18 protein-coding genes and 1 tRNA gene are annotated in these 16943 nt (G+C 64.5%); 7 read left to right on the top strand and 12 right to left on the bottom strand.

Going from position 1 to position 16943, the window contains the following annotated elements:
- Window positions 1–17: 17 nt before the first annotated feature.
- Together AMYHA_RS13555 and AMYHA_RS13550 are read right to left on the bottom strand one after the other, a co-directional pair.
- Complete coding sequence (locus AMYHA_RS13555; protein WP_157362099.1) at window positions 18–1310, bottom strand: MFS transporter; 1293 nt, start codon at window positions 1308–1310, stop codon at window positions 18–20.
- A 294-nt stretch (window positions 1311–1604) separates the two neighbouring features.
- Complete coding sequence (locus AMYHA_RS13550; RefSeq protein WP_034271511.1) at window positions 1605–2003, bottom strand: MerR family transcriptional regulator; 399 nt, start codon at window positions 2001–2003, stop codon at window positions 1605–1607.
- Window positions 2004–2190: 187 nt separating this feature from the next.
- Here AMYHA_RS13550 and AMYHA_RS13545 point away from each other — a divergent pair, with 187 nt between their 5' ends.
- Entirely contained in the window at window positions 2191–4371 is a 2181-nt protein-coding gene (locus AMYHA_RS13545) for a HelD family protein (RefSeq protein ID WP_231104740.1), read from the top strand.
- A gap of 65 nt (window positions 4372–4436) precedes the next feature.
- Here AMYHA_RS13545 and AMYHA_RS13540 read toward each other — a convergent pair whose 3' ends face one another.
- From AMYHA_RS13540 to AMYHA_RS27410, 3 genes are read right to left on the bottom strand one after another with little or no spacing between them, the layout of a single operon-like run.
- Complete coding sequence (locus AMYHA_RS13540; protein ID WP_034271509.1) at window positions 4437–4766, bottom strand: thioredoxin family protein; 330 nt, start codon at window positions 4764–4766, stop codon at window positions 4437–4439.
- Complete coding sequence (locus tag AMYHA_RS25755; RefSeq protein ID WP_051399870.1) at window positions 4766–5098, bottom strand: carboxymuconolactone decarboxylase family protein; 333 nt, start codon at window positions 5096–5098, stop codon at window positions 4766–4768. Before AMYHA_RS25755 ends, AMYHA_RS13540 begins: the two co-directional genes overlap by 1 nt.
- Complete coding sequence (locus AMYHA_RS27410; RefSeq protein ID WP_169732933.1) at window positions 5099–5347, bottom strand: hypothetical protein; 249 nt, start codon at window positions 5345–5347, stop codon at window positions 5099–5101.
- Between the two features lie 196 nt (window positions 5348–5543).
- Here AMYHA_RS27410 and AMYHA_RS25745 point away from each other — a divergent pair, with 196 nt between their 5' ends.
- The 3 genes from AMYHA_RS25745 (at window position 5544) to selB (ending at window position 8157) form a co-directional block, all read left to right on the top strand.
- Entirely contained in the window at window positions 5544–6185 is a 642-nt protein-coding gene (locus AMYHA_RS25745; RefSeq protein ID WP_051399868.1) for a TetR/AcrR family transcriptional regulator, read from the top strand.
- A 26-nt stretch (window positions 6186–6211) separates the two neighbouring features.
- A tRNA-Sec gene (locus AMYHA_RS13525) sits at window positions 6212–6306 on the top strand.
- An 84-nt stretch (window positions 6307–6390) separates the two neighbouring features.
- Window positions 6391–8157 carry a selenocysteine-specific translation elongation factor gene (gene selB / locus AMYHA_RS13520; protein ID WP_034271507.1) on the top strand — a complete coding sequence of 589 codons (1767 nt, stop codon included), beginning with the start codon at window positions 6391–6393 and terminating at the stop codon, window positions 8155–8157.
- Window positions 8158–8241: 84 nt separating this feature from the next.
- Here the strand turns inward: selB and AMYHA_RS13515 are convergent, their stop codons facing one another.
- The gene (locus tag AMYHA_RS13515) at window positions 8242–8547 is read right to left on the bottom strand and encodes a thioredoxin domain-containing protein (RefSeq protein ID WP_051399867.1); all 306 of its coding nucleotides are present in this window, start codon (window positions 8545–8547) and stop codon (window positions 8242–8244) included.
- Between the two features lie 344 nt (window positions 8548–8891).
- Between AMYHA_RS13515 and AMYHA_RS13510 the strand changes: the two genes are divergently transcribed.
- Window positions 8892–10157 (top strand): IS256 family transposase, encoded by a 1266-nt coding sequence (locus AMYHA_RS13510; RefSeq protein WP_034277011.1) that lies wholly within the window; start codon window positions 8892–8894, stop codon window positions 10155–10157.
- A gap of 112 nt (window positions 10158–10269) precedes the next feature.
- Here AMYHA_RS13510 and AMYHA_RS13505 read toward each other — a convergent pair whose 3' ends face one another.
- From AMYHA_RS13505 to AMYHA_RS13490, 4 genes are all read right to left on the bottom strand, one after another.
- Complete coding sequence (locus AMYHA_RS13505; protein ID WP_034271505.1) at window positions 10270–11244, bottom strand: sulfite exporter TauE/SafE family protein; 975 nt, start codon at window positions 11242–11244, stop codon at window positions 10270–10272.
- Between the two features lie 36 nt (window positions 11245–11280).
- Window positions 11281–11817: a hypothetical protein gene (locus tag AMYHA_RS13500; RefSeq protein WP_034271503.1), complete on the bottom strand. Its 537-nt coding sequence runs from the start codon at window positions 11815–11817 to the stop codon at window positions 11281–11283.
- Window positions 11818–12051: 234 nt separating this feature from the next.
- Window positions 12052–12360 (bottom strand): nitrate/nitrite transporter NrtS, encoded by a 309-nt coding sequence (gene nrtS / locus AMYHA_RS13495; RefSeq protein WP_231104739.1) that lies wholly within the window; start codon window positions 12358–12360, stop codon window positions 12052–12054.
- Between the two features lie 3 nt (window positions 12361–12363).
- Window positions 12364–13101 carry an NAD(P)H-hydrate epimerase gene (locus AMYHA_RS13490; protein ID WP_051399865.1) on the bottom strand — a complete coding sequence of 246 codons (738 nt, stop codon included), beginning with the start codon at window positions 13099–13101 and terminating at the stop codon, window positions 12364–12366.
- 259 nt (window positions 13102–13360) lie between these two features.
- Here AMYHA_RS13490 and AMYHA_RS13485 point away from each other — a divergent pair, with 259 nt between their 5' ends.
- The gene (locus AMYHA_RS13485) at window positions 13361–13813 is read left to right on the top strand and encodes a hypothetical protein (RefSeq protein ID WP_051399864.1); all 453 of its coding nucleotides are present in this window, start codon (window positions 13361–13363) and stop codon (window positions 13811–13813) included.
- On the top strand, window positions 13806–14717 hold the full coding sequence (locus AMYHA_RS13480) for a patatin-like phospholipase family protein (protein ID WP_084037198.1): 912 nt from the start codon (window positions 13806–13808) through the stop codon (window positions 14715–14717). The genes AMYHA_RS13485 and AMYHA_RS13480 overlap by 8 nt, the downstream gene beginning before the upstream one ends.
- Window positions 14718–15372: 655 nt before the next feature.
- On the opposite strand, the gene AMYHA_RS13475 is transcribed toward AMYHA_RS13480, so the two are convergent.
- Together AMYHA_RS13475 and AMYHA_RS26440 are read right to left on the bottom strand one after the other, a co-directional pair.
- Window positions 15373–16203, bottom strand: coding sequence for a helix-turn-helix domain-containing protein (locus AMYHA_RS13475; RefSeq protein ID WP_084037196.1), 831 nt, complete (start codon window positions 16201–16203; stop codon window positions 15373–15375).
- Entirely contained in the window at window positions 16178–16696 is a 519-nt protein-coding gene (locus tag AMYHA_RS26440) for a DUF6879 family protein (protein WP_084037194.1), read from the bottom strand. The genes AMYHA_RS13475 and AMYHA_RS26440 overlap by 26 nt, the downstream gene beginning before the upstream one ends.
- Window positions 16697–16943: the final 247 nt, after the last annotated feature.

Below are 16943 nucleotides of genomic sequence, written 5' to 3'. Positions count from 1 at the left end.
CAGCCTGTCGTGCTCGCCTACGGTGCGGGTGTGGCGACCGAGGCCGCCGAGTGCGCTGGTGGCCGGGTGATGAGTGCGGCGCCGATGACGAGGACAGGAAGCAGTATCGCGCCGAGCAGGGCGGGGGAGTAGCTGCCGGTGGCGCCATACAGCGTGGCGAACAGCAGCGGGCCGAAGGCGGAGGCGCCGACGCTGATGGACGTGACGACCCCTCGGATGGCTCCGATGTGGCGGGTACCGAAGTGCCGGGCGAAGGTGGCCGCCTCGAAACCACGCACGGCGCCGCCCGCCGCGCCGATGAGGGCGCCGAACACGATGGCGATGGCTCCGCTGCTGACGACGGTGCCAAGGGCGAGAGCACCGATCAGGGTGGCCATGCTGGCGACGATGAGATGCTTGGCTGGCAGCCGGTCGGTGAGATTGCCCGCGGCGAAGGTCGCGACGAGGCTGGCGACGGTTTGCGGGATGAAGTTCCCCGCGGCTTCGGCCGTGGAGAGCCCGCGCGCGGTGAGCAGACTGATCTGGTGAAAGTTGATGCCGGTCACCAGCATCCAGATGCTCGCGACCATCGTGGTGAGAACCCAGAAGAACGGTGTCCGGAGCGCGACCTTCCTGGTGACGCCCCAGTCGGCGGCCGCGGCCGCCGCCGCGTCGTCATGGCTGGCGCCGTCGGGACGCTGGCCGAGATCTGCTGGCCGGTCCCGGATGGCGAACCAGGCGATCGGGATCACGATGACGGCGATGGCGATGCCTTCTGCGAGCCAGGTGGTGCGCCAGCCCCAGTGGGCGATGAGCCGTTCGAGCAGCACCGGTGCCAGGCAGATGGCCGAGGCGCCGATGGCGCTAACGATGCCGATGGCGGTGCCGCGGCGGCGATGGAACCACAGCGCGACCACGGTGGTGGCCGCGAGGTTGAGCGCGCCTTGCCCTGCCATACGGATGATGACAAAGCCGCTGGTCAAGCCGATGATCGAGTCCACAGTCGACAGCGCGGCGAGTGCTACCGCGAACACCATCGCGATCACGACCATGACCCGGCGGGCGCCGAATCGGTCGAGAGCTCGGCCGACGAACGGCATCGCGGTCGCACCGGCGAGCGTGCCGACGAGGTAGGCGGTGGACACGGCCGAGCGGCTGATGCCGAGCTCGGCGATCATCGGGTCGATGAACACCGACACCGCCGCTGTCTGACCCGGCGCGGTCGCGGCCACGAGCACGGCCGACCAGACGACGATATGCCAGCCGTAGAACGGCGTTGCCGCGCGCGGACGCGCGCGGGGCAGCAGCGTGGTGAGCATGGGCTCCTTCACGGGTTGATGGTGACCAGCGCAGGGCTGATCAGCCTTGGGCGGTCGGCACGGACCGCCCAAGACGGCGGGAGAATGACCTCAGTCGTGCTCGGTAATCAGACCCGCGACCAGCGAATGCAGGTCCGCCGCGGCGGCCGCTCCGCCCGGCAACGTTACCCTAACGTGAGGGTTCTAGTTCTAGTCGTCCTCTGCGAGCAAAGTCTCCAACTGAACCTCGGGATGCTGCCGTTGCATGACCCGCAGTGCGGTCTCGTCACGGAGCCGCTCGGTGGCAGGCCAGCCACAGCTAGGGCGTCAGCGAGCGGTGGTGCTGGGATCGGTGAGCTGCATCCGCAGCATCGCGGCGAATCCCTCGGCGGCCGACAACCGGGCTCGCAACTCAGCGCACCGTTGCTCGGCGATGTCGGTGAACTCGCGCAGCCGCGCCAGGCGCTCCCCCTCGCTGGTATGGGGCGAGTCTGTGTTGGGGTCGAGCGCGGCCAGTAGTTCGCGCATCTCCTCCAGTTGAAAGCCCAGCGGCTTCATCTGCTTGACCAGCGTCAGCCGCGCCACGTCAGACTCAACGTACAGCCGGAACCCACCCTGGCTCCGCGCGCTCGGCGTGACGAGCCCGACCTCTTCGTAGTAACGGATGGTGCGCAACGACAGCCCGGTCCGCTCGGCCACCTCGCCGATCTGCATGCGTTCCGTCACGCCAACACACCACCTCACTCGAACGCCGCCGGGCGCCCGCTGCTGTTGTTCCCGCCGAATCTACCGGCCGGTCACTGTATGGCGCCGAGCGGCCGCGACCGATCGGCATGACAGCCATTCAGTCGGCCACCAGGCGGTCCTACACGCCCCGGCCACCATCATGTCAAGGCGGCTACTTTACCCTGACGTGACGGTAGGTTCTCCACAGCCCGACCCGGAGATGGCATTGACGGACGCGCAGACGCGAGACGAGCAACACGAGCGCCAGCATCTGGCCGAGACGCTGCAGCTGTTGACAAGCGAGTTGAAGCGTCTCACCGGCGACATCGATAAGTCCGCCCGGACCATTGATGAGCGGAAGAAGCATCTGTGGGACAACCTCCGTGACATGGACTTCGCCGAGAAGGCGAACTTCCGCGGCGAGGTGGATATGTCCGTCCGATTGGCTGAGCACGCGGTGATGCTCCAGAAGCGGATTGAGCGGCTGTTGGAGTCGCCCTACTTCGGACGTGTGGACTTCCACACGAATGGTGCCGCGGACGCCACGCCGTATTACATCGGCATTCACAACTTCTCGGACCCCGAGACCCAGGAGATCGTGATCCACGACTGGCGCGCCCCGGTGTCCAGTCTGTTCTACGACTTCGAGTCGGGGGCTGCGTCGTTTGAGACGCCTCGAGGCACCACCCATGGCGACATCACGGGCAAACGCCAGTACAAGATCGAGGGCGGGCGCCTGCAGTACATGTTCGATACCACGCTCAACATCGGTGACGAGGTGTTGCAGCGGGAGCTGAGCCAGTCCGCCGATGACAAGATGAAGAACATCGTCGCGACCATCCAGCGCGAACAGAACGCGGTGATTCGCAACGAGACAGCCGAGGTGCTGATCCTGCAAGGTGTGGCGGGCTCCGGGAAGACATCGATCGCCCTGCACCGGGTCGCGTTCCTGCTGTACCGGTTCAAGGACACGCTCTCGTCCGACAACGTCATGATCCTCTCGCCAAACAAGGTCTTCGGCGACTACATCGCCGACGTGCTTCCCGAACTGGGTGAGGAGAAGGTCGCGGAGATCGACTTCGACAAGATCGCCAGCAAGTACCTCGCGAAGGTCACCGACTACGAGACGTTCAGCGAACAGGTGGTCACGCTGCTCGACCAGGTCGACGAGGCGATGGCCGATCGCATGCGCTACAAGGCGACGACCGAGTTCGTCACCGAGCTCGAGCAGTGGATCACCTCGCGCGCGGACGAGGAGTTCAGCCCGGGAGAGATCGAGCAGAAGAACAAGCGACTCTCCATCGACTGGGTCGTGGACATGTTCAACGACTCGCGGGATCTTCCGGTGTTCACGCGACTTGACCACGTGGCCAACACCGCGGCCCATTTACTCAAGAACGAAGTGCGGGACAAGGGCGGTAAATGGTCGGCAGGCGACACCACCAGCATCCGCAAGCAGGTCCGCGCGATGTTTCCGTATAAGGACGCGTTCGCGATCTACAAGGCGTTCTACCAGCAGGACCCTGACCGGCGTGCGATGTTCAAGCCGCTTGGCCGGAAAAAGATCGAGCACTCCGACGTGTTCCCGTTGATTTACACCATGGTCAGGACGTCGCGACAGGAGAACTACCACCACATCCGTCACCTGTTGGTGGACGAGATGCAGGATTACACGCCGATCCAGTACGCCGTGCTGCGCGAGCTGTTCTCCTGCACGATGACGATCCTGGGCGACTCGAACCAGTCGGTGAATCCGTTCAGCTCGTCGTCGCTGGCGACGATTCACAGCATTTTCCCGGACGCCGACTGCCTTGAGTTGTGCAAGAGCTATCGGTCCACGACCGAGATCACGGATTTCGCCCAGAGCATTTCCCGGAACGACAAGCTGGTCCCGATCGAGCGCCATGGCTTGCCGCCGCAGGTCATCGCCTGCGCCGATCAGCGGGAGCAGGAGTCACGGATCCTGACGCTCATCGAGCGGCACCGGAACAGCGACCTCCGGTCCCTCGGCATCGTCTGCAAGACCGTCGCGCAGGCGAAAGCGCTCTATCACGCCCTGTCCGAGGCCGGTGTCGAGCTGACCTTCCTCGACTACGACAGCACCGCGTTCGCCGCGGGCATCATCATCACCTCGGCGCATATCGCCAAGGGCCTGGAGTTCGACACCGTGATCGTCCCGGACGTCGATGACACGAACTACGCCAACGACATGGACAAATGCATGCTCTACATCGCCTGCACCAGGGCCATGCACGAACTCCACCTGACCCACGACGGAGCACTCTCACGCTTCTTGACGTTCGCGAAGGAGTCCACGAACCACGTCGGCGTCGATGACGTTGAGACGGCGGAGATCGCGGTCGCGTAGCGGAGCAACGGAGCAGCACCGAAACGGGCAGCACCCGCGGGTGCGCACCGGTCACCCCGGGGGTGTCAGCCTCGTGCCGGGAGAGCGGTGAGCGCCTGGTTCAGCTCGGACGGGAGTGTGGGTCCGGTGAACCGGCGTCGCATCTCACCGTCAGCGAACAGGATCAAGGTCGGCAGCGACGCCACCTCGAATTGCTCGGCGGCTTCGGTTTCGGCTTCGACGTTGACCGCGACGATACGCGCGTTGTCGCGGTGCTCGTCGGCCAACTGCTCGAGATGCGGCCGTAAGGTTCGGCACGGTGCGCACCACGGAGACCAGTAATCGACGAGCACCGCGCGCGACTCGTCACGCAGGACGCGACGCAGCCCAGCGGTGTCGAGTTCCTCGATCCGCATCAGGTCAAAGCCTCCTGGTGGTAGTGCATGTGCTTGTCGTACTCGCTGGCCTCGTCCGCGTTCATGTGCATCGTGATGTTGAACTTGTTACCCCAGTTGAAGATGGACGTGGCGAACACAAGTTCCACGATTTCGTCTTCGGAGAAGTGCTCCTTCAGGCGCGCGAAGAAGTCGTCGTCCACTGTGTGCGGGTCGAGCGCCATACGCTCGGCGAGTTGGACTGCCAGGGCTTCCCTGGCGTTGAGGATGTCGCCTGGTTGGGGCTGGCGTCCGCTGATCGCGTCTTCCTTGGGGGTTATTGCACCGCGCACGGCGGTGGTGCGAACAGCCATTCAATAGGTGCAGTCGTTCATCTGCCCGGTTTTGATCCGCATCATTTCGTGGATATGCGGCTCGACCTGGCCTTCTTGAAAGAATGCCTGGAACACCGGCACGATGCGCTTGAGTAGCTGTGGGTTGCGCCCGATCACCCCGAACATCGCCGAGTCGCCCCACCAGTCGTTCCGAGCGCCTTCGAGTAGCTCGTTGACCTCGGGATCGGGACTCTCTCCCGGCCGTAAGGGATTCACTCGAGTTGGCATGTCGCCCTCCGTTCGCCCGTTGCGGTTGGCACGCCGCCGCGTGCGTCGGCGCGCGGGCGACGCTGGTCGACCGGTAGGTCACCGCCAAGGCGCCAGTTGTCCGGTCCAGTGGCTCGCCCGACGGAGTTTTGGACCGGCCGTTACAAGCTACGGTATGCTGCCTGTCACAGCTCGTCAACGGATAGGACCCACACGGATGGCGCGACCACGAATCCAGGAACCGGCCGCGGTGCTGGTCGCCGCGCGCGATGTGTTCTGGGAGCGGGGATATGAGCTCACCTCGATTGGGGAGCTTGAGGAGCGGACCGGGGCTAGCCGCTCAAGTCTTTACCACACGTTCGGCAGCAAACGGCAGCTGTTCGACCACGCGGTGCGCAGCTACGTCGACACGGTGACCACGCCGATGCTCAGGGGGATGCGGGAACCGGATGCGGGGCTGGACGCGGTGGCCGCGTTCTTCGGCGCTCGCGCGGCGGCGTTCCGGAACGACCCCGAGCGGGCGCTGCGAGGGTGTCTGTTGATCAACATGATGGCAACCTCGGATGCCAGTGATGATCTCGTGGTGCGGGAAGCGTCGGCTCACCGTGAGCGGCTGTACGAGGCGTTCGCGACGGCGCTTGGGACGGCGGTGGATCGGGGCGAGACCGATGCGGACGTTGTTCCGGCGCGGGCTCGGATGCTCATCTCGGCCACGATTGGTGCGTTCCTGACCGCACGAACCGACCCCTCGATGGCAGCCGTGATGTGCGAGTCGATCGCGGCAGAGGTGCGCTCATGGCGTCGCGGGGAGGTGACCGTGCCGGACGGTGACCTCGTGCCGGTTGAGTCGACGGGCTGAACACATAACTGAAGGTCTCAAGACGTGGAGGCGTGTCCGGTCTGGTGATCGGCCCGGTCTTCAAAACCGGTGAACGGCAGTTCCTGTCGTTGGCGGGTTCGATTCCCGTCCGCCTCCGCCATTTTTCGGGGGAGCGACCCATGGAGGATGTTCGACGGCGGATTCCGCGCACAGACGCCGTGTTGGCGGCGCGGGGAGGAGCCTGATGTACGTGATCGCCACCGCGGGCCACGTGGATCACGGCAAGTCCACACTGGTCCGGAGTCTGACCGGCATGGAACCGGACCGCTGGGCCGAAGAGCGCGAGCGCGGCCTGACGATCAACCTCGGGTTTGGCTGGACCACATTGGATGACGGTAGTCGGGTCGCGTTCGTCGACGTGCCCGGTCATGAGCGATTCGTGCCGAACATGCTCGCCGGTGTTGGTCCCGCTCCGGCCGTGCTGTTCGTCGTCGCCGCCGACGAGGGCTGGATGCCGCAGTCCGAGGAGCACCTGGCGGCCCTGCACGCGCTGGACGTGCGCCACGGTGTGCTCGCGGTGACTCGGGCGGACATCGCCGACCCGGCCCCCGCCACGCGGCAAGCTCACGAGCGCATCGCGCGGACCTCGCTCGGCACGCCGCCAGCCGTTGCCGTCAGCGGCGTCACCGGCCACGGACTGTCCGAGTTACGGACGGAGCTTAGTCGACTGGTCGCCGGGCTGCCCACGGCCGACCTCGCCGGGGACGTCCGGCTGTGGATCGATCGCGCCTTCACCATCGGCGGGGCAGGCACGGTGGTCACCGGGACATTGCGGGCAGGCACCCTGCGAACCGGAGACGAGCTGGTGCTCGCCACCACCGGCCAGCGGATGCGCGTCCGCGGGCTCCAGACGCTCGGCGAGACCAGCACCGAAGTCGGCGCTGTCGCTCGCGTGGCCGTGAACCTCCGTGGCATCGACCGCGACGCCGTGGGACAGGGTGACGCGCTGCTCACCCCGGATGCGTGGCTGATGACCGACGAGATCGACGTCGCACTCGACCCAGCCGAACTGCCGGCGGACGAGCTGCCGCGCCAGCCGATTCTGCACATCGGCTCCACCGCGCTGGCGGTACGCATTCGACCACTCGGGCCGCACGCTGCGCGGCTGTCACTGCGACGACCGCTACCACTGCGGGCCGGTGACCGGGCGCTGTTGCGCGACCCGGGACGGCACCAGATCCTCGCTGGCGCCACCGTGCTCGACGTCCGGCCACCGCCGCTGGCCCACCGGGGTGCCGCACGTTCGCGCGGCCTCGTGCTGGCCGATGCGGCACGGAGCTCGCATGCGGCGGCACAGGCGCACCTGGCTCATCGCGTCGCCGTCACCGAGGCCGAACTGCGAGCCATGGGGATGGAGCCGGTCGGCACGAGCGTCGGCGCCTGGCGCGTCGACCCGGACCGCTGGAAGAAATGGGTCATCGACATCCGGACGGAAGTCGAGCAGTGGTGTGTGGCGCATCCGCTGGAGTCGGGGCCACCGGCGAAGGCTGTTGCCGGGCGCCTCGGTCTGCCGTCCGCTGAACTCGTCGAGCCGCTGGCTCGGGCGGCCGGCCTGGTGCTCGACAAGGGCGTGGTGCGCCGTGCCGACGCCGCCACGTCGCTGCCCGCTCCGACCAGCCGCGCCGTGGACCAGCTCGCCAACGAGCTGCGGCGGGAACCGTTCGTCGCCCCGGACGCCCACCGGCTGAAGGAACTCGGCCTCGGTCCGAAAGAACTGGGTGCCGCCGTCCGGGCGGGCAAACTACTCAAGGTGTCCGACGGAATCGTGCTGCTTCCCGGTGCCGACCGTCGCGCGGCAGAGATACTGCGTGAGCTGCCCGACCCGTTCACGCTGAGCCAAGCGCGCCAAGCGCTGGGCACCACCCGGCGGGTGGCGGTCCCACTGCTGGAGTTGCTCGACCGCGCAGGCGTCACACAGCGGTTCCCGGACGACACCCGACGGGTGCGCTAATGCTCGGCAGTTGTCGAGGAACCGCTGACTAGCGGACACACCACGCTTCGGCGAGCAGCGCGCCAGGAACGTGGCGATCCGCGGTCAGTGGTGTGCGCGGTGAGACGCGCGGTGAGACGCGTCGTCCAACCAGGCCAATAGTTCGGCGAGTTCCGGGTTGCCCATCGAAATGACGTGGGCGTCGAGCATGTATGTCGGAGTGCCGACAACGCCGTTCGGAAGCGGTGTGTCTGGATCCTTCGCGAGATCGATGACCCGCACCCGCTGTGCGGGGCGCGCCCTGCGAACGGCATCGATGATCGCCATCGAGATGTGCCACGTCGGGCAGTCCGGTGACACGTAGACCCGCAGCAGCGGCGAGATGGCCGAGACGCGATCGATCGAAGACATTGGACTCCTCCTTGTGCCGGGGGATTGGGTAGCTGATCCCGTACGTTCACCGGATCGCTACGGCGGCGTTCGGCGGCGTCGGGTGTGCCTAGCGCGATCGATTCGAGCGTCGTGGCGCGCCCACAGCCATCCCCACGCGAACGCTACGGCGAGCGCGACGAGGGTGAACGTCCACTCGGCGAATACGGCGGACATGAGGGGGTGCAAGATCTTTTGTGGAAGTGGGCGGGCCATGATCATCGGTGGGCCGGAGGGTCCGGGCCGGTGGAAGGGAACGCTACGTGACGACGGACAAGGCGCAGGATGCGGTCGAGGGCTCGGCGGCGGAGGAGGCTTCGCGGCGGTTGGCGGAGCTGGTCTCGCCGGAGGGTATTGATCGGATTCTGGCTGACGCGAAAGCGTCGGGGACGCCGTTGGATGGCCCGGACGGCATTCTGAATCAGATGAGTAAGGCGGTGATCGAGCGGGCGTTGGGCGCGGAGATGCATGAGCATCTCGGGTACGCGAAACACGACGCTGCGGGACGCGGAACGGGCAATTCCCGCAACGGGTATTCGGCGAAGACGGTCACCACCAACACCGGTAAGGTCCAGATCGAGGTTCCGCGGGACCGCACGGGCGGGTTTGAACCGCGGATCGTGAAGAAGCATCAGCGTCGGCTCGGCCAGATCGATGACATGATCTTGTCGCTGTATGCGAAAGGGATGACCACCCGCGATATCAAGGATCATTTGCTCGAGGTGTATGGCGCCGAGGCGAGCCACGAGCTGATTTCGAATGTGACCGATGTGGTGCATGACGAGATCAAGACGTGGCAGAACCGTCCGCTGGACCAGGTGTATGTGATCGCCTACATCGACGCGCTGGTGGTCAAGATCCGCACCAACGGGGTGGTGATCAACCGGCCGGCCTACATCGTCACCGGTGTCGACGTCGACGGGTTCAAGCACGTGCTGGGTGTGTGGATCGGCCCCACCGAGGGGGAGAGCAAGGCCCACTGGCTAGCGGTACTGACCGAGGTGAAGAACCGCGGCGTGGAAGACGTACTGATCGTGTGCTGCGACGGGCTGACCGGACTGCCGGACGCGATCCGCACTGTGTGGCCGAAAGCCGAGGTGCAAACCTGCGTGATTCATTTGATCCGGAATTCGATGAAATACGTGTCCTATTCCGACCGCAAGAAGGTTGCCGCCGCGTTGAAACCGATCTACACGGCCGTCAACGCCGAAGCCGCCGAGATAGCGCTGGAGCATCTCCGTAAAGAGTGGGGCACGAAATACCCAGGCATGCTCGCCGCGTGGGATCGCGCCTGGGAAGACTTCACTCCGTTCCTCAAATACCCGAAAGAAATACGAAAAGTGGTGTATACCACTAACGCGATCGAATCATTGAATTTTCAACTGCGGAAAATCATGAAAAACAGAGGACATTTCACCACCGAGGACGCCGCGATGAAGCTGCTTTATCTCGGCATCCGACACGTCACCGGACGCTACATCGACGGTGACGGTCATGTTCGCGCCAAGGGCGAACGCGGCACCGGCACTTACGGGTGGAAAGCCGCGCTCAACCACTTCGCCGTCCTCTTCGGCGACCGGCTCGTCCTCTAACGCGCCGTCACACACAGTGACGGATTCGACCACTCATCAAAAGCAACGAAAAGGATAAACAGGCCCAAACATCCACAAAAATCTTGACACGCTGGGACATGATGATCACCGCCTAGCCGAATCGGTCGACGAAGACCGTGAACGCCAGCAGGAATGTCACCCCGATGACGAAGAACAGTCCGCTGAAGAACCACCGGGTCGCGGTAGCGTTGATCCGGCCCTGCAGTCCGGTCCCGATGACCGCACCGATGATCGCACCGGGAACGGCCCATGCGATCAGATTCCACGGGATCGCGGCGAAACCATCTTCGACCGCGAGCTGGACCATGTGCGTGAGGGCGGCTCCGACGACGGTTCCGGCCACGACCACGGTCGATGTGGCAGCGGCGATCGCGACCGGGTACCGCGAGCGCCGGACCAGCCCGGGCATGGTGGCCTCACCTACTCCGGTGGAGATGAGCCCGGCGAAGAAGGCACCGACACCCGACATCAGCTGCTGGCCGCGCAACCCGTGGGCACAGAAGTCGAAGACACGCCCCGCGGTAGAGGTAATGCGGCGCGGCACACCCCCGGGACAGCGTTCGTGTGCCGTGTCGTCACCGGGAACCAGCACCGCGCCGGGGCCGCCGCTACCGCCGGATACCACGGCGGCTGTGTCACCGGATCCGCTGGACGGGGCCGTCGCCGGCGCTGTCTCGCGCACGCGTGCCTCCTGGCTAAGCAGCGCTGCGAGCGCGAGCATGGCCACGCCGTAGCCGAGCCGCAGCGCGTCGGCCGGTGCGTGCGCCGACGCGATCGCTCCGATCGCGCCGAGCGGCAACGCGACCCAGATCAACATCCGGGCGGTGATCGTATCCACCAGGCGTAGCCGTAGATAGCGGTACAGTCCGGTGCCGAAGCCGGATGTCTCTAAGAACAGCGCGGTACCGATCGCGGCGACGGGCGTCAGAGTGGGCACGTCGAGCAACGGGAAACCGATGAGGAACACCGGTACGAGCATCGCCGCGCCGCTGATGCCGGAGAACATCGCGATGCTGGCCACGGCGATGCATACCGGAAGCATGAACCAGTACACCGTCCAGTCCATGCTGGCCACCACCTTCTGCCTAGGTGTGCATCACGGCTACTCCGGATGCCTGCCGAACGCCCGGCGGACCACAACGAGGTAGATACCGGCGGTCATCCCGAGCACCGCGTGCGAAAGCCACCAGACCCACTGCGGCGACACACGGTCGGTGGTGAACAACTCGGCTTCGCCCGAGTTGATGGGCAGGATCAGGTAGCGCATGACCACCCAGACCAGCAGTCCGTAGAGGACGCCGATCAGCACCGGCGAGATCACGTCCTTGGTGCGGATGAGGTAGGTCATCAACGCGGCGAACACCACGCCGATCATCATCGACATCATCATGTGCCCCACGATGCCGAGAATGATCGAGGCGACATGCTCACCAGGTGGTCCGAAGTTGTCGATCCCCGCGACCCAAGCCCAGATGGCCATCGGGGCGTCCCAGAACGTGTTCGTATCCGACAGCCAGCCGTAGATCATCTCGACGGCCGCCAGCATCATCCCGGCGATCGCACCGCCAATCGCCCCAATCACGATAACCTGCACCGGCGAGCGACGATGCTCCGTCGCCCGCGCGTGTCCTGTCGTCATGGCGCACCTCCTCGCGGTCCTCGCCATCCCTGCGGGCACGTCGGCTGACGTTTCCGCGACGCAAGATGTGAACGAAACCCGTTCTGTCGAGACGTACATTCCGACCGTGACCGGACCGTAGCCAGCCAGTTTCCGAACCGCGATGCGACCGTGGGCTGGACGTGGTGCCAGTTGTCAGCGAACGCGAATAGGCCTTCGGTCTCGAGGTCGATTCGCGCGCTCAGCCGCATCGAGTTACCCCCGGCGTCGTCCGGACAGGTAGCCGATGCTGGCGACGATGTAGGGCACGAGGTAGTTGATGACGGTTGTGATCGAGGTGCCGTAGGTGGACTCACCAGCGGCGATGGTAGGGCCGAGGTTGACAGCCGAGAGAATGGTTCCGACGATCACCGCGACCGGGGTGGCTTTGCGTGCGGTCCGGCCCAGCGCGACGAGCATGACCGCGTCCGATGGCCGTGCCCACGAGCACCGGGTGCACTGCTGGTTTCCGGTGTGGCCGCAGTGGGCCGGTGGGAGTAGATGGCCGTCCACGGGTGAACGCACCCGTCAGCTGATCGGCACGATGGTGCGGGTCGAGAAGACCGGGCCTACTTCGATGTCCATGCGCTCGTACACCGCATGGGGAACCGAGATGTCGGCGAGATAGAGCATGCCCGCTTGCCGCGCTCCCGGTGCGGTGAGCAGACCGGTCTTCGGTAGCGCGAGTGTCATGGTCGCCGTGGCTGTCACGCACGGGTCGGCGGGAATACCGGTGGTGACGTCGAGCCCGCTCGGTGTGTCCAAGCTCAGCACAGGGCTGGGCTGGTCATTGGTCCAGTCGATCAAGCCCGCCGCGGGGGTTCTTGGGTCGCCGGTCAGGCTGTAGCCGAGCACTGCGTCGATCACGAGATCGGCCGAGACATTGGGGGAGCGGGGCTCGGCATCGGTCACGTCGGCACCCATCCGGGTGAGGATGTCGAGCTGGTGTGCTGGCACCGGCGCGAGTCGCTCAGCGGGTGCGGCGAGCACCACACGCACTCCTCGGTCGCGGTTGAGCAGGTGGCGTGCCGCCACCAGACCGCCACCACCGTTGCCGCCAGGGCCAGCTAGTACGACGACGCTGCTTGGCTCGAATGCGTCGATAGCGAGTTCGGCGAGCGCACGGCCCGCGTTCTCCATCATCCGCGGCAGGTCGATACCGAACTCCTCGGTCATCAGGCGGTCGACCTCGCGCATCTGCCGCGCGGTTAGCGCTGGTATCGCCACAGCCTCCGGGCGGGACGACGATGCGCTCGTGAATGTCATGTGCAGCCTCCTGCTACCGCTGTCTAACGGAACCAGGTGCTCCCTGCTACCTATCGTGTCAGCGCGATGACACTCGCACCGCCGCCGACGCCCCGTTCGTGGTTTCACTGATGTCAGCACCAACGAGGAAGGTGGGCGCCATGCTGCGCGCGGTATGCGACGGTGTCGTGCTCGCGGAGACTCCGCGCACGGTCCGGCTCGAGGGTGAGCCGGAAGGGCCGCCGCGTGGTGTTCCCTCGCGACCGCGAGGACCTGGGGCGTGACGGCACGGTCGCCTACGCCGTGGTGGACCGGTGTCCCGGTCACCGTGGCCGTAGGGGCGGGCTGGATCGCGCTCGCGGTCGCCAACCCCACGACCACGTACCACTTCGCACCCACTGTTCTCGCCGCCGCGCTGCCGGTGAGCAGGCGGATGCGGACGGAGGACCGGTTGTCTCCGCGATCGCTGATCGTCGCCACCAGCGCCGGTCTCGGGTTAGCGCTGTCCGTGACGGCGGTGCTGGCCTGGCTCGGCGCGTTGGCCGGTCCCACCTTCGTCGGCACACCGGCGGCAGGGACCGAGACGGTCGTGATGGCGGCAGTCGGCGCGGTAGTCGCCGTGGCCTACGGCAGGAAGCCTGCTCGCGGCAACCGCGCCAACGGCACCGCTGAGGCCAACAACGGCGAAGACCCGGCCGAGATCGAACACCCGAGAAGGAGCACAGATGGTTGAGTCGGCACAACGGCCGGACGGGCGTGTCGCGTTCGTGCTCTCCGGTGGCGGCAGCATCGGTGCGGTGCAGGTCGGCATGATCCATGCCCTGTTCGAACGGGGCATCGCACCGGACCTGATCGTCGCGGCGTCCGTCGGGGCGTTCAACGGCGGGTTCATCGCCTCCCGTCCGGCGACCGCCGAGACGGCGCACGAGTTGGCCGAGGTCTGGCGAGGCTTGCGGACGAAGACGGTGCTCCCGGTGACAGGTTCGTGGGGTTCGCTGCTCACCGTGCTAGGCAAGCGCAACCATGTGGCCAGTCCGCATGGTGTGCGCGGCCTGCTCGACCGATGGCTGCAGTTCGACCTGCTCGAACGCTCGCCGATTCCACTGCACGTCATCGCGACTGACGTGTTGAGCGGTGCCGAGGCGCGGTTGTCGGAAGGACCCGCAGCGGACGCGATCCTGGCGAGCGCCGCGTTGCCTGGGGTGTTGCCGCCGGTGCACTGGGGCGACCGGGAGCTTGTCGATGGCGGCGTCACCAACAACACCCCGCTGTCGCACGCGGTCGAGCTCGGTGCGTCGCGTATCTATGTCCTGCCGACGGGCCATCCCTGCGCGCTCGATAGCGTGCCTCGCAGCGCCGTCGGCCTGATCACCCAGGCGTTGACGGTGTTGATCCAGCAGCGGCTGGTGCACGACATCCGGCTCGTGCCGGACGGCGTCGAACTCGTCGTGTTGCCGCCACTCTGTCCGCTGCGGACCTCACCTGTTGACTTCTCGCATGCCGGCGAGATGATCGAACGAAGCAGGGAACAGAGCCGATCGTTTCTCGATCACCGTAGCCGGGGCGAGGTCAAAGCCGTACCGGAGCTGATGCGGCACACCGTGCACGCCCACACACGGGTGGCTAGGACGGGCTGACGTCGGTTGATCATGTCAAGATGCTGACAGTGTCATTCGGCGGGACTCTGACAGGGTGTTCCGGCCGGTTCAGCTTTGTTCGCCAGGCAGGAAATAAGACGACCCAGCCCCTCAACATATCGCCCAAACTCTTCTAGCAATTCAGGCGGGGGAAGTTCGTCAGCGTCTTCTAACGCATTACACAAACTGAGCACGCTTCCCGCTACATGCGGTGAGTGTTGAGCTACGTTCGCCAACAGGTCACGGTCCTTCTCAAGGGCCGTGGATAAATTTTCCATCTCGTTATCCCCCGTGCTTCTTAAACTCTTGGTGCGCCCATTCCTGACCGAACGCCCTTAAGGACTCTGGACCCCACACTTTCGTAATGGTGATGTTGCCCCAGAGCGGCATTCGAGCCCCTTTGATAGAGCCGTGGCTTATATCGAACTGCCCCGCCCCCTCTGGCCAACGGAACACGTACGAAGCGTATTCGTAGTAGAGAACGCGTCTACCACCTTCTACTCTCACAACAGGTCCGTCGCTCCGGTAGGGAACCTTGTAAATGACCTGCTTCTTTCCGTTCCGATACGTGAACACTTCCTCACGTACGTCAGGCGGTAGGTTCAAGAACGCCATACGCACTACGTTACGGCGTATCCGATTAGGCTAGCTAGTTTTAGTCGCGAACTTGCATTATTCGCGTCCGTGCATCGTCGCCGTGCAGAGAAAGGTCGTAGAAGTAGTCGAATAGGTTCAGGTGATAGGAAACGTCCCTAGGGTCTCTCAAGGCCATTTCACCGGAGAACGTCTCCACGATCACTAGCCTGTCATCATAGACGACGAACACGTTAAGGGCGGGCACCTTAACAACCGCATCAATCGGCAATACGGCTAGGTCTACATTCGATCGGCTCGACACTTCTACGAGGCGTTCACGCTGACTGGCCATGACCTCTTGTGGCGCTTGTCGCCAGTCCAAGGCTTGCTCAGTCAGGATAAACGAAAAGCGGCGAGATTCGTCGTCTAGGCATTCTTGCGAATCCATACGGGCCTGTACGGCTCTGTCTACGTCTCTCGCCGGTCGCCCGTCCACCGCAGGTGTGAAGGTCTCGCGGGCGTATTCTGGAGTCTGCAACAGCCCTGACGGGATAGCAGGCAGAAATTGCCGAACGTATGCGGAATCGTTGGCGAGCGACTTTAGCTCATTCTGTTTGTGCCAAATTCCGAGTCTCGCTACTGAACGCCATGACGCATAGTCAACGTTCGCCGCACGGGCGAGACTCAGCAACTCGGTTGCTACACTCTTCGGCACTTCAAGAGCCCTAAGAATTCGTTCAGTGTCGGCAACGGTCGGAATGGTCCGTCCGGTCTCGACTCTCGATATTTTCGACTGGCTGAGTTGAGCCTTGGCGGCTAACCGTTCCCTCGAGAGACCAGAGGCGTTACGAAGGTCTCTCAGAGCTACCGCGAGGTTTCGCCTTCTATGGCCGTTGGGCTCTTGCAACATAGTCCGCGTACGGCACAGCGTTTCTTAGGGCCGTGTCTTTCCATTCGAGGTAGGTAGATAGCTCTGCGTCTTCTAACTGCTCAATATTAATGAGCGAACCGTCTTCGGAGAAGTTCAGCCGTACCACGATCGAATCATCGAACAGCCAAAAATCTTGCTCAGGAAGCCCTAGACCTTTGACGTCTAGTATTCTAATGTCTTCCCCGGCTTGCACGCTATCGGGAACCACCCACGAGAGTTGACAGTGCTCATAGTCGGTCAGGGGTTGGTGTACTGCCCGCACGCGGCCAATCGTCCGACCCGATTCGGAAATGCTACGCACGTTATCGAGCCACGCGGAGTTATAGCCTTCCGGCTTTTCCTCCCCCGCTACGAATCGTTCTACCTGTTCAAGTTCCGCAGGGAAGTTGTAGACAGGTTGGCATTCCCAACGCCAGGCGTAGCGCTCAAAGCCGCGTAGACGCATGCGGAAGGTCTCGGGGTCGAGCAGCACTAGCGGATGTCTTCCAGTGCGTTACTGAGCAAATCAGCAGGGATTTCTACAGCTTGCTCCCCGTCCGCCAACGTCAGTCCGTCAGCCTGGCTCACCGCGTAGCCCTGGACCACGACGCTTCCCGTGTCGGTGACGTAGACCGTAGGACACGTTCCGTCGTGGCACGTACCCGCAACCTTGCGAACCTTCATACGGACTTCCTCCCTTGCCCTGAGCACAGCGCTACTCACGCTATGGCGTTCGCACT

Source organism: Haloechinothrix halophila YIM 93223 (assembly GCF_000504245.1).
Taxonomy (GTDB): Bacteria; Actinomycetota; Actinomycetes; order Mycobacteriales; family Pseudonocardiaceae; genus Haloechinothrix_A; species Haloechinothrix_A halophila.
This window is presented reverse-complemented; position numbering and strand designations above follow the sequence as displayed.

Bases quoted from the DNA above. Each gene is read 5' to 3' on its own strand.
- AMYHA_RS13540 (WP_034271509.1), bottom strand. From the start codon at position 4,766: ATGCGGATCGAGGAACTCGACACCGCTGGGCTGCGTCGCGTCCTGCGT.
- selB (WP_034271507.1), top strand. From the start codon at position 6,391: ATGTACGTGATCGCCACCGCGGGCCACGTGGATCACGGCAAGTCCACA.
- AMYHA_RS13480 (WP_084037198.1), top strand. From the start codon at position 13,806: ATGGTTGAGTCGGCACAACGGCCGGACGGGCGTGTCGCGTTCGTGCTC.
- AMYHA_RS25755 (WP_051399870.1), bottom strand. From the start codon at position 5,098: ATGGCTGTTCGCACCACCGCCGTGCGCGGTGCAATAACCCCCAAGGAA.
- AMYHA_RS27410 (WP_169732933.1), bottom strand. From the start codon at position 5,347: ATGCCAACTCGAGTGAATCCCTTACGGCCGGGAGAGAGTCCCGATCCC.
- AMYHA_RS13505 (WP_034271505.1), bottom strand. From the start codon at position 11,244: ATGGACTGGACGGTGTACTGGTTCATGCTTCCGGTATGCATCGCCGTG.
- AMYHA_RS13475 (WP_084037196.1), bottom strand. From the start codon at position 16,203: ATGTTGCAAGAGCCCAACGGCCATAGAAGGCGAAACCTCGCGGTAGCT.
- AMYHA_RS13515 (WP_051399867.1), bottom strand. From the start codon at position 8,547: ATGTCTTCGATCGATCGCGTCTCGGCCATCTCGCCGCTGCTGCGGGTC.
- AMYHA_RS25745 (WP_051399868.1), top strand. From the start codon at position 5,544: ATGGCGCGACCACGAATCCAGGAACCGGCCGCGGTGCTGGTCGCCGCG.
- AMYHA_RS13500 (WP_034271503.1), bottom strand. From the start codon at position 11,817: ATGACGACAGGACACGCGCGGGCGACGGAGCATCGTCGCTCGCCGGTG.
- AMYHA_RS13490 (WP_051399865.1), bottom strand. From the start codon at position 13,101: ATGACATTCACGAGCGCATCGTCGTCCCGCCCGGAGGCTGTGGCGATA.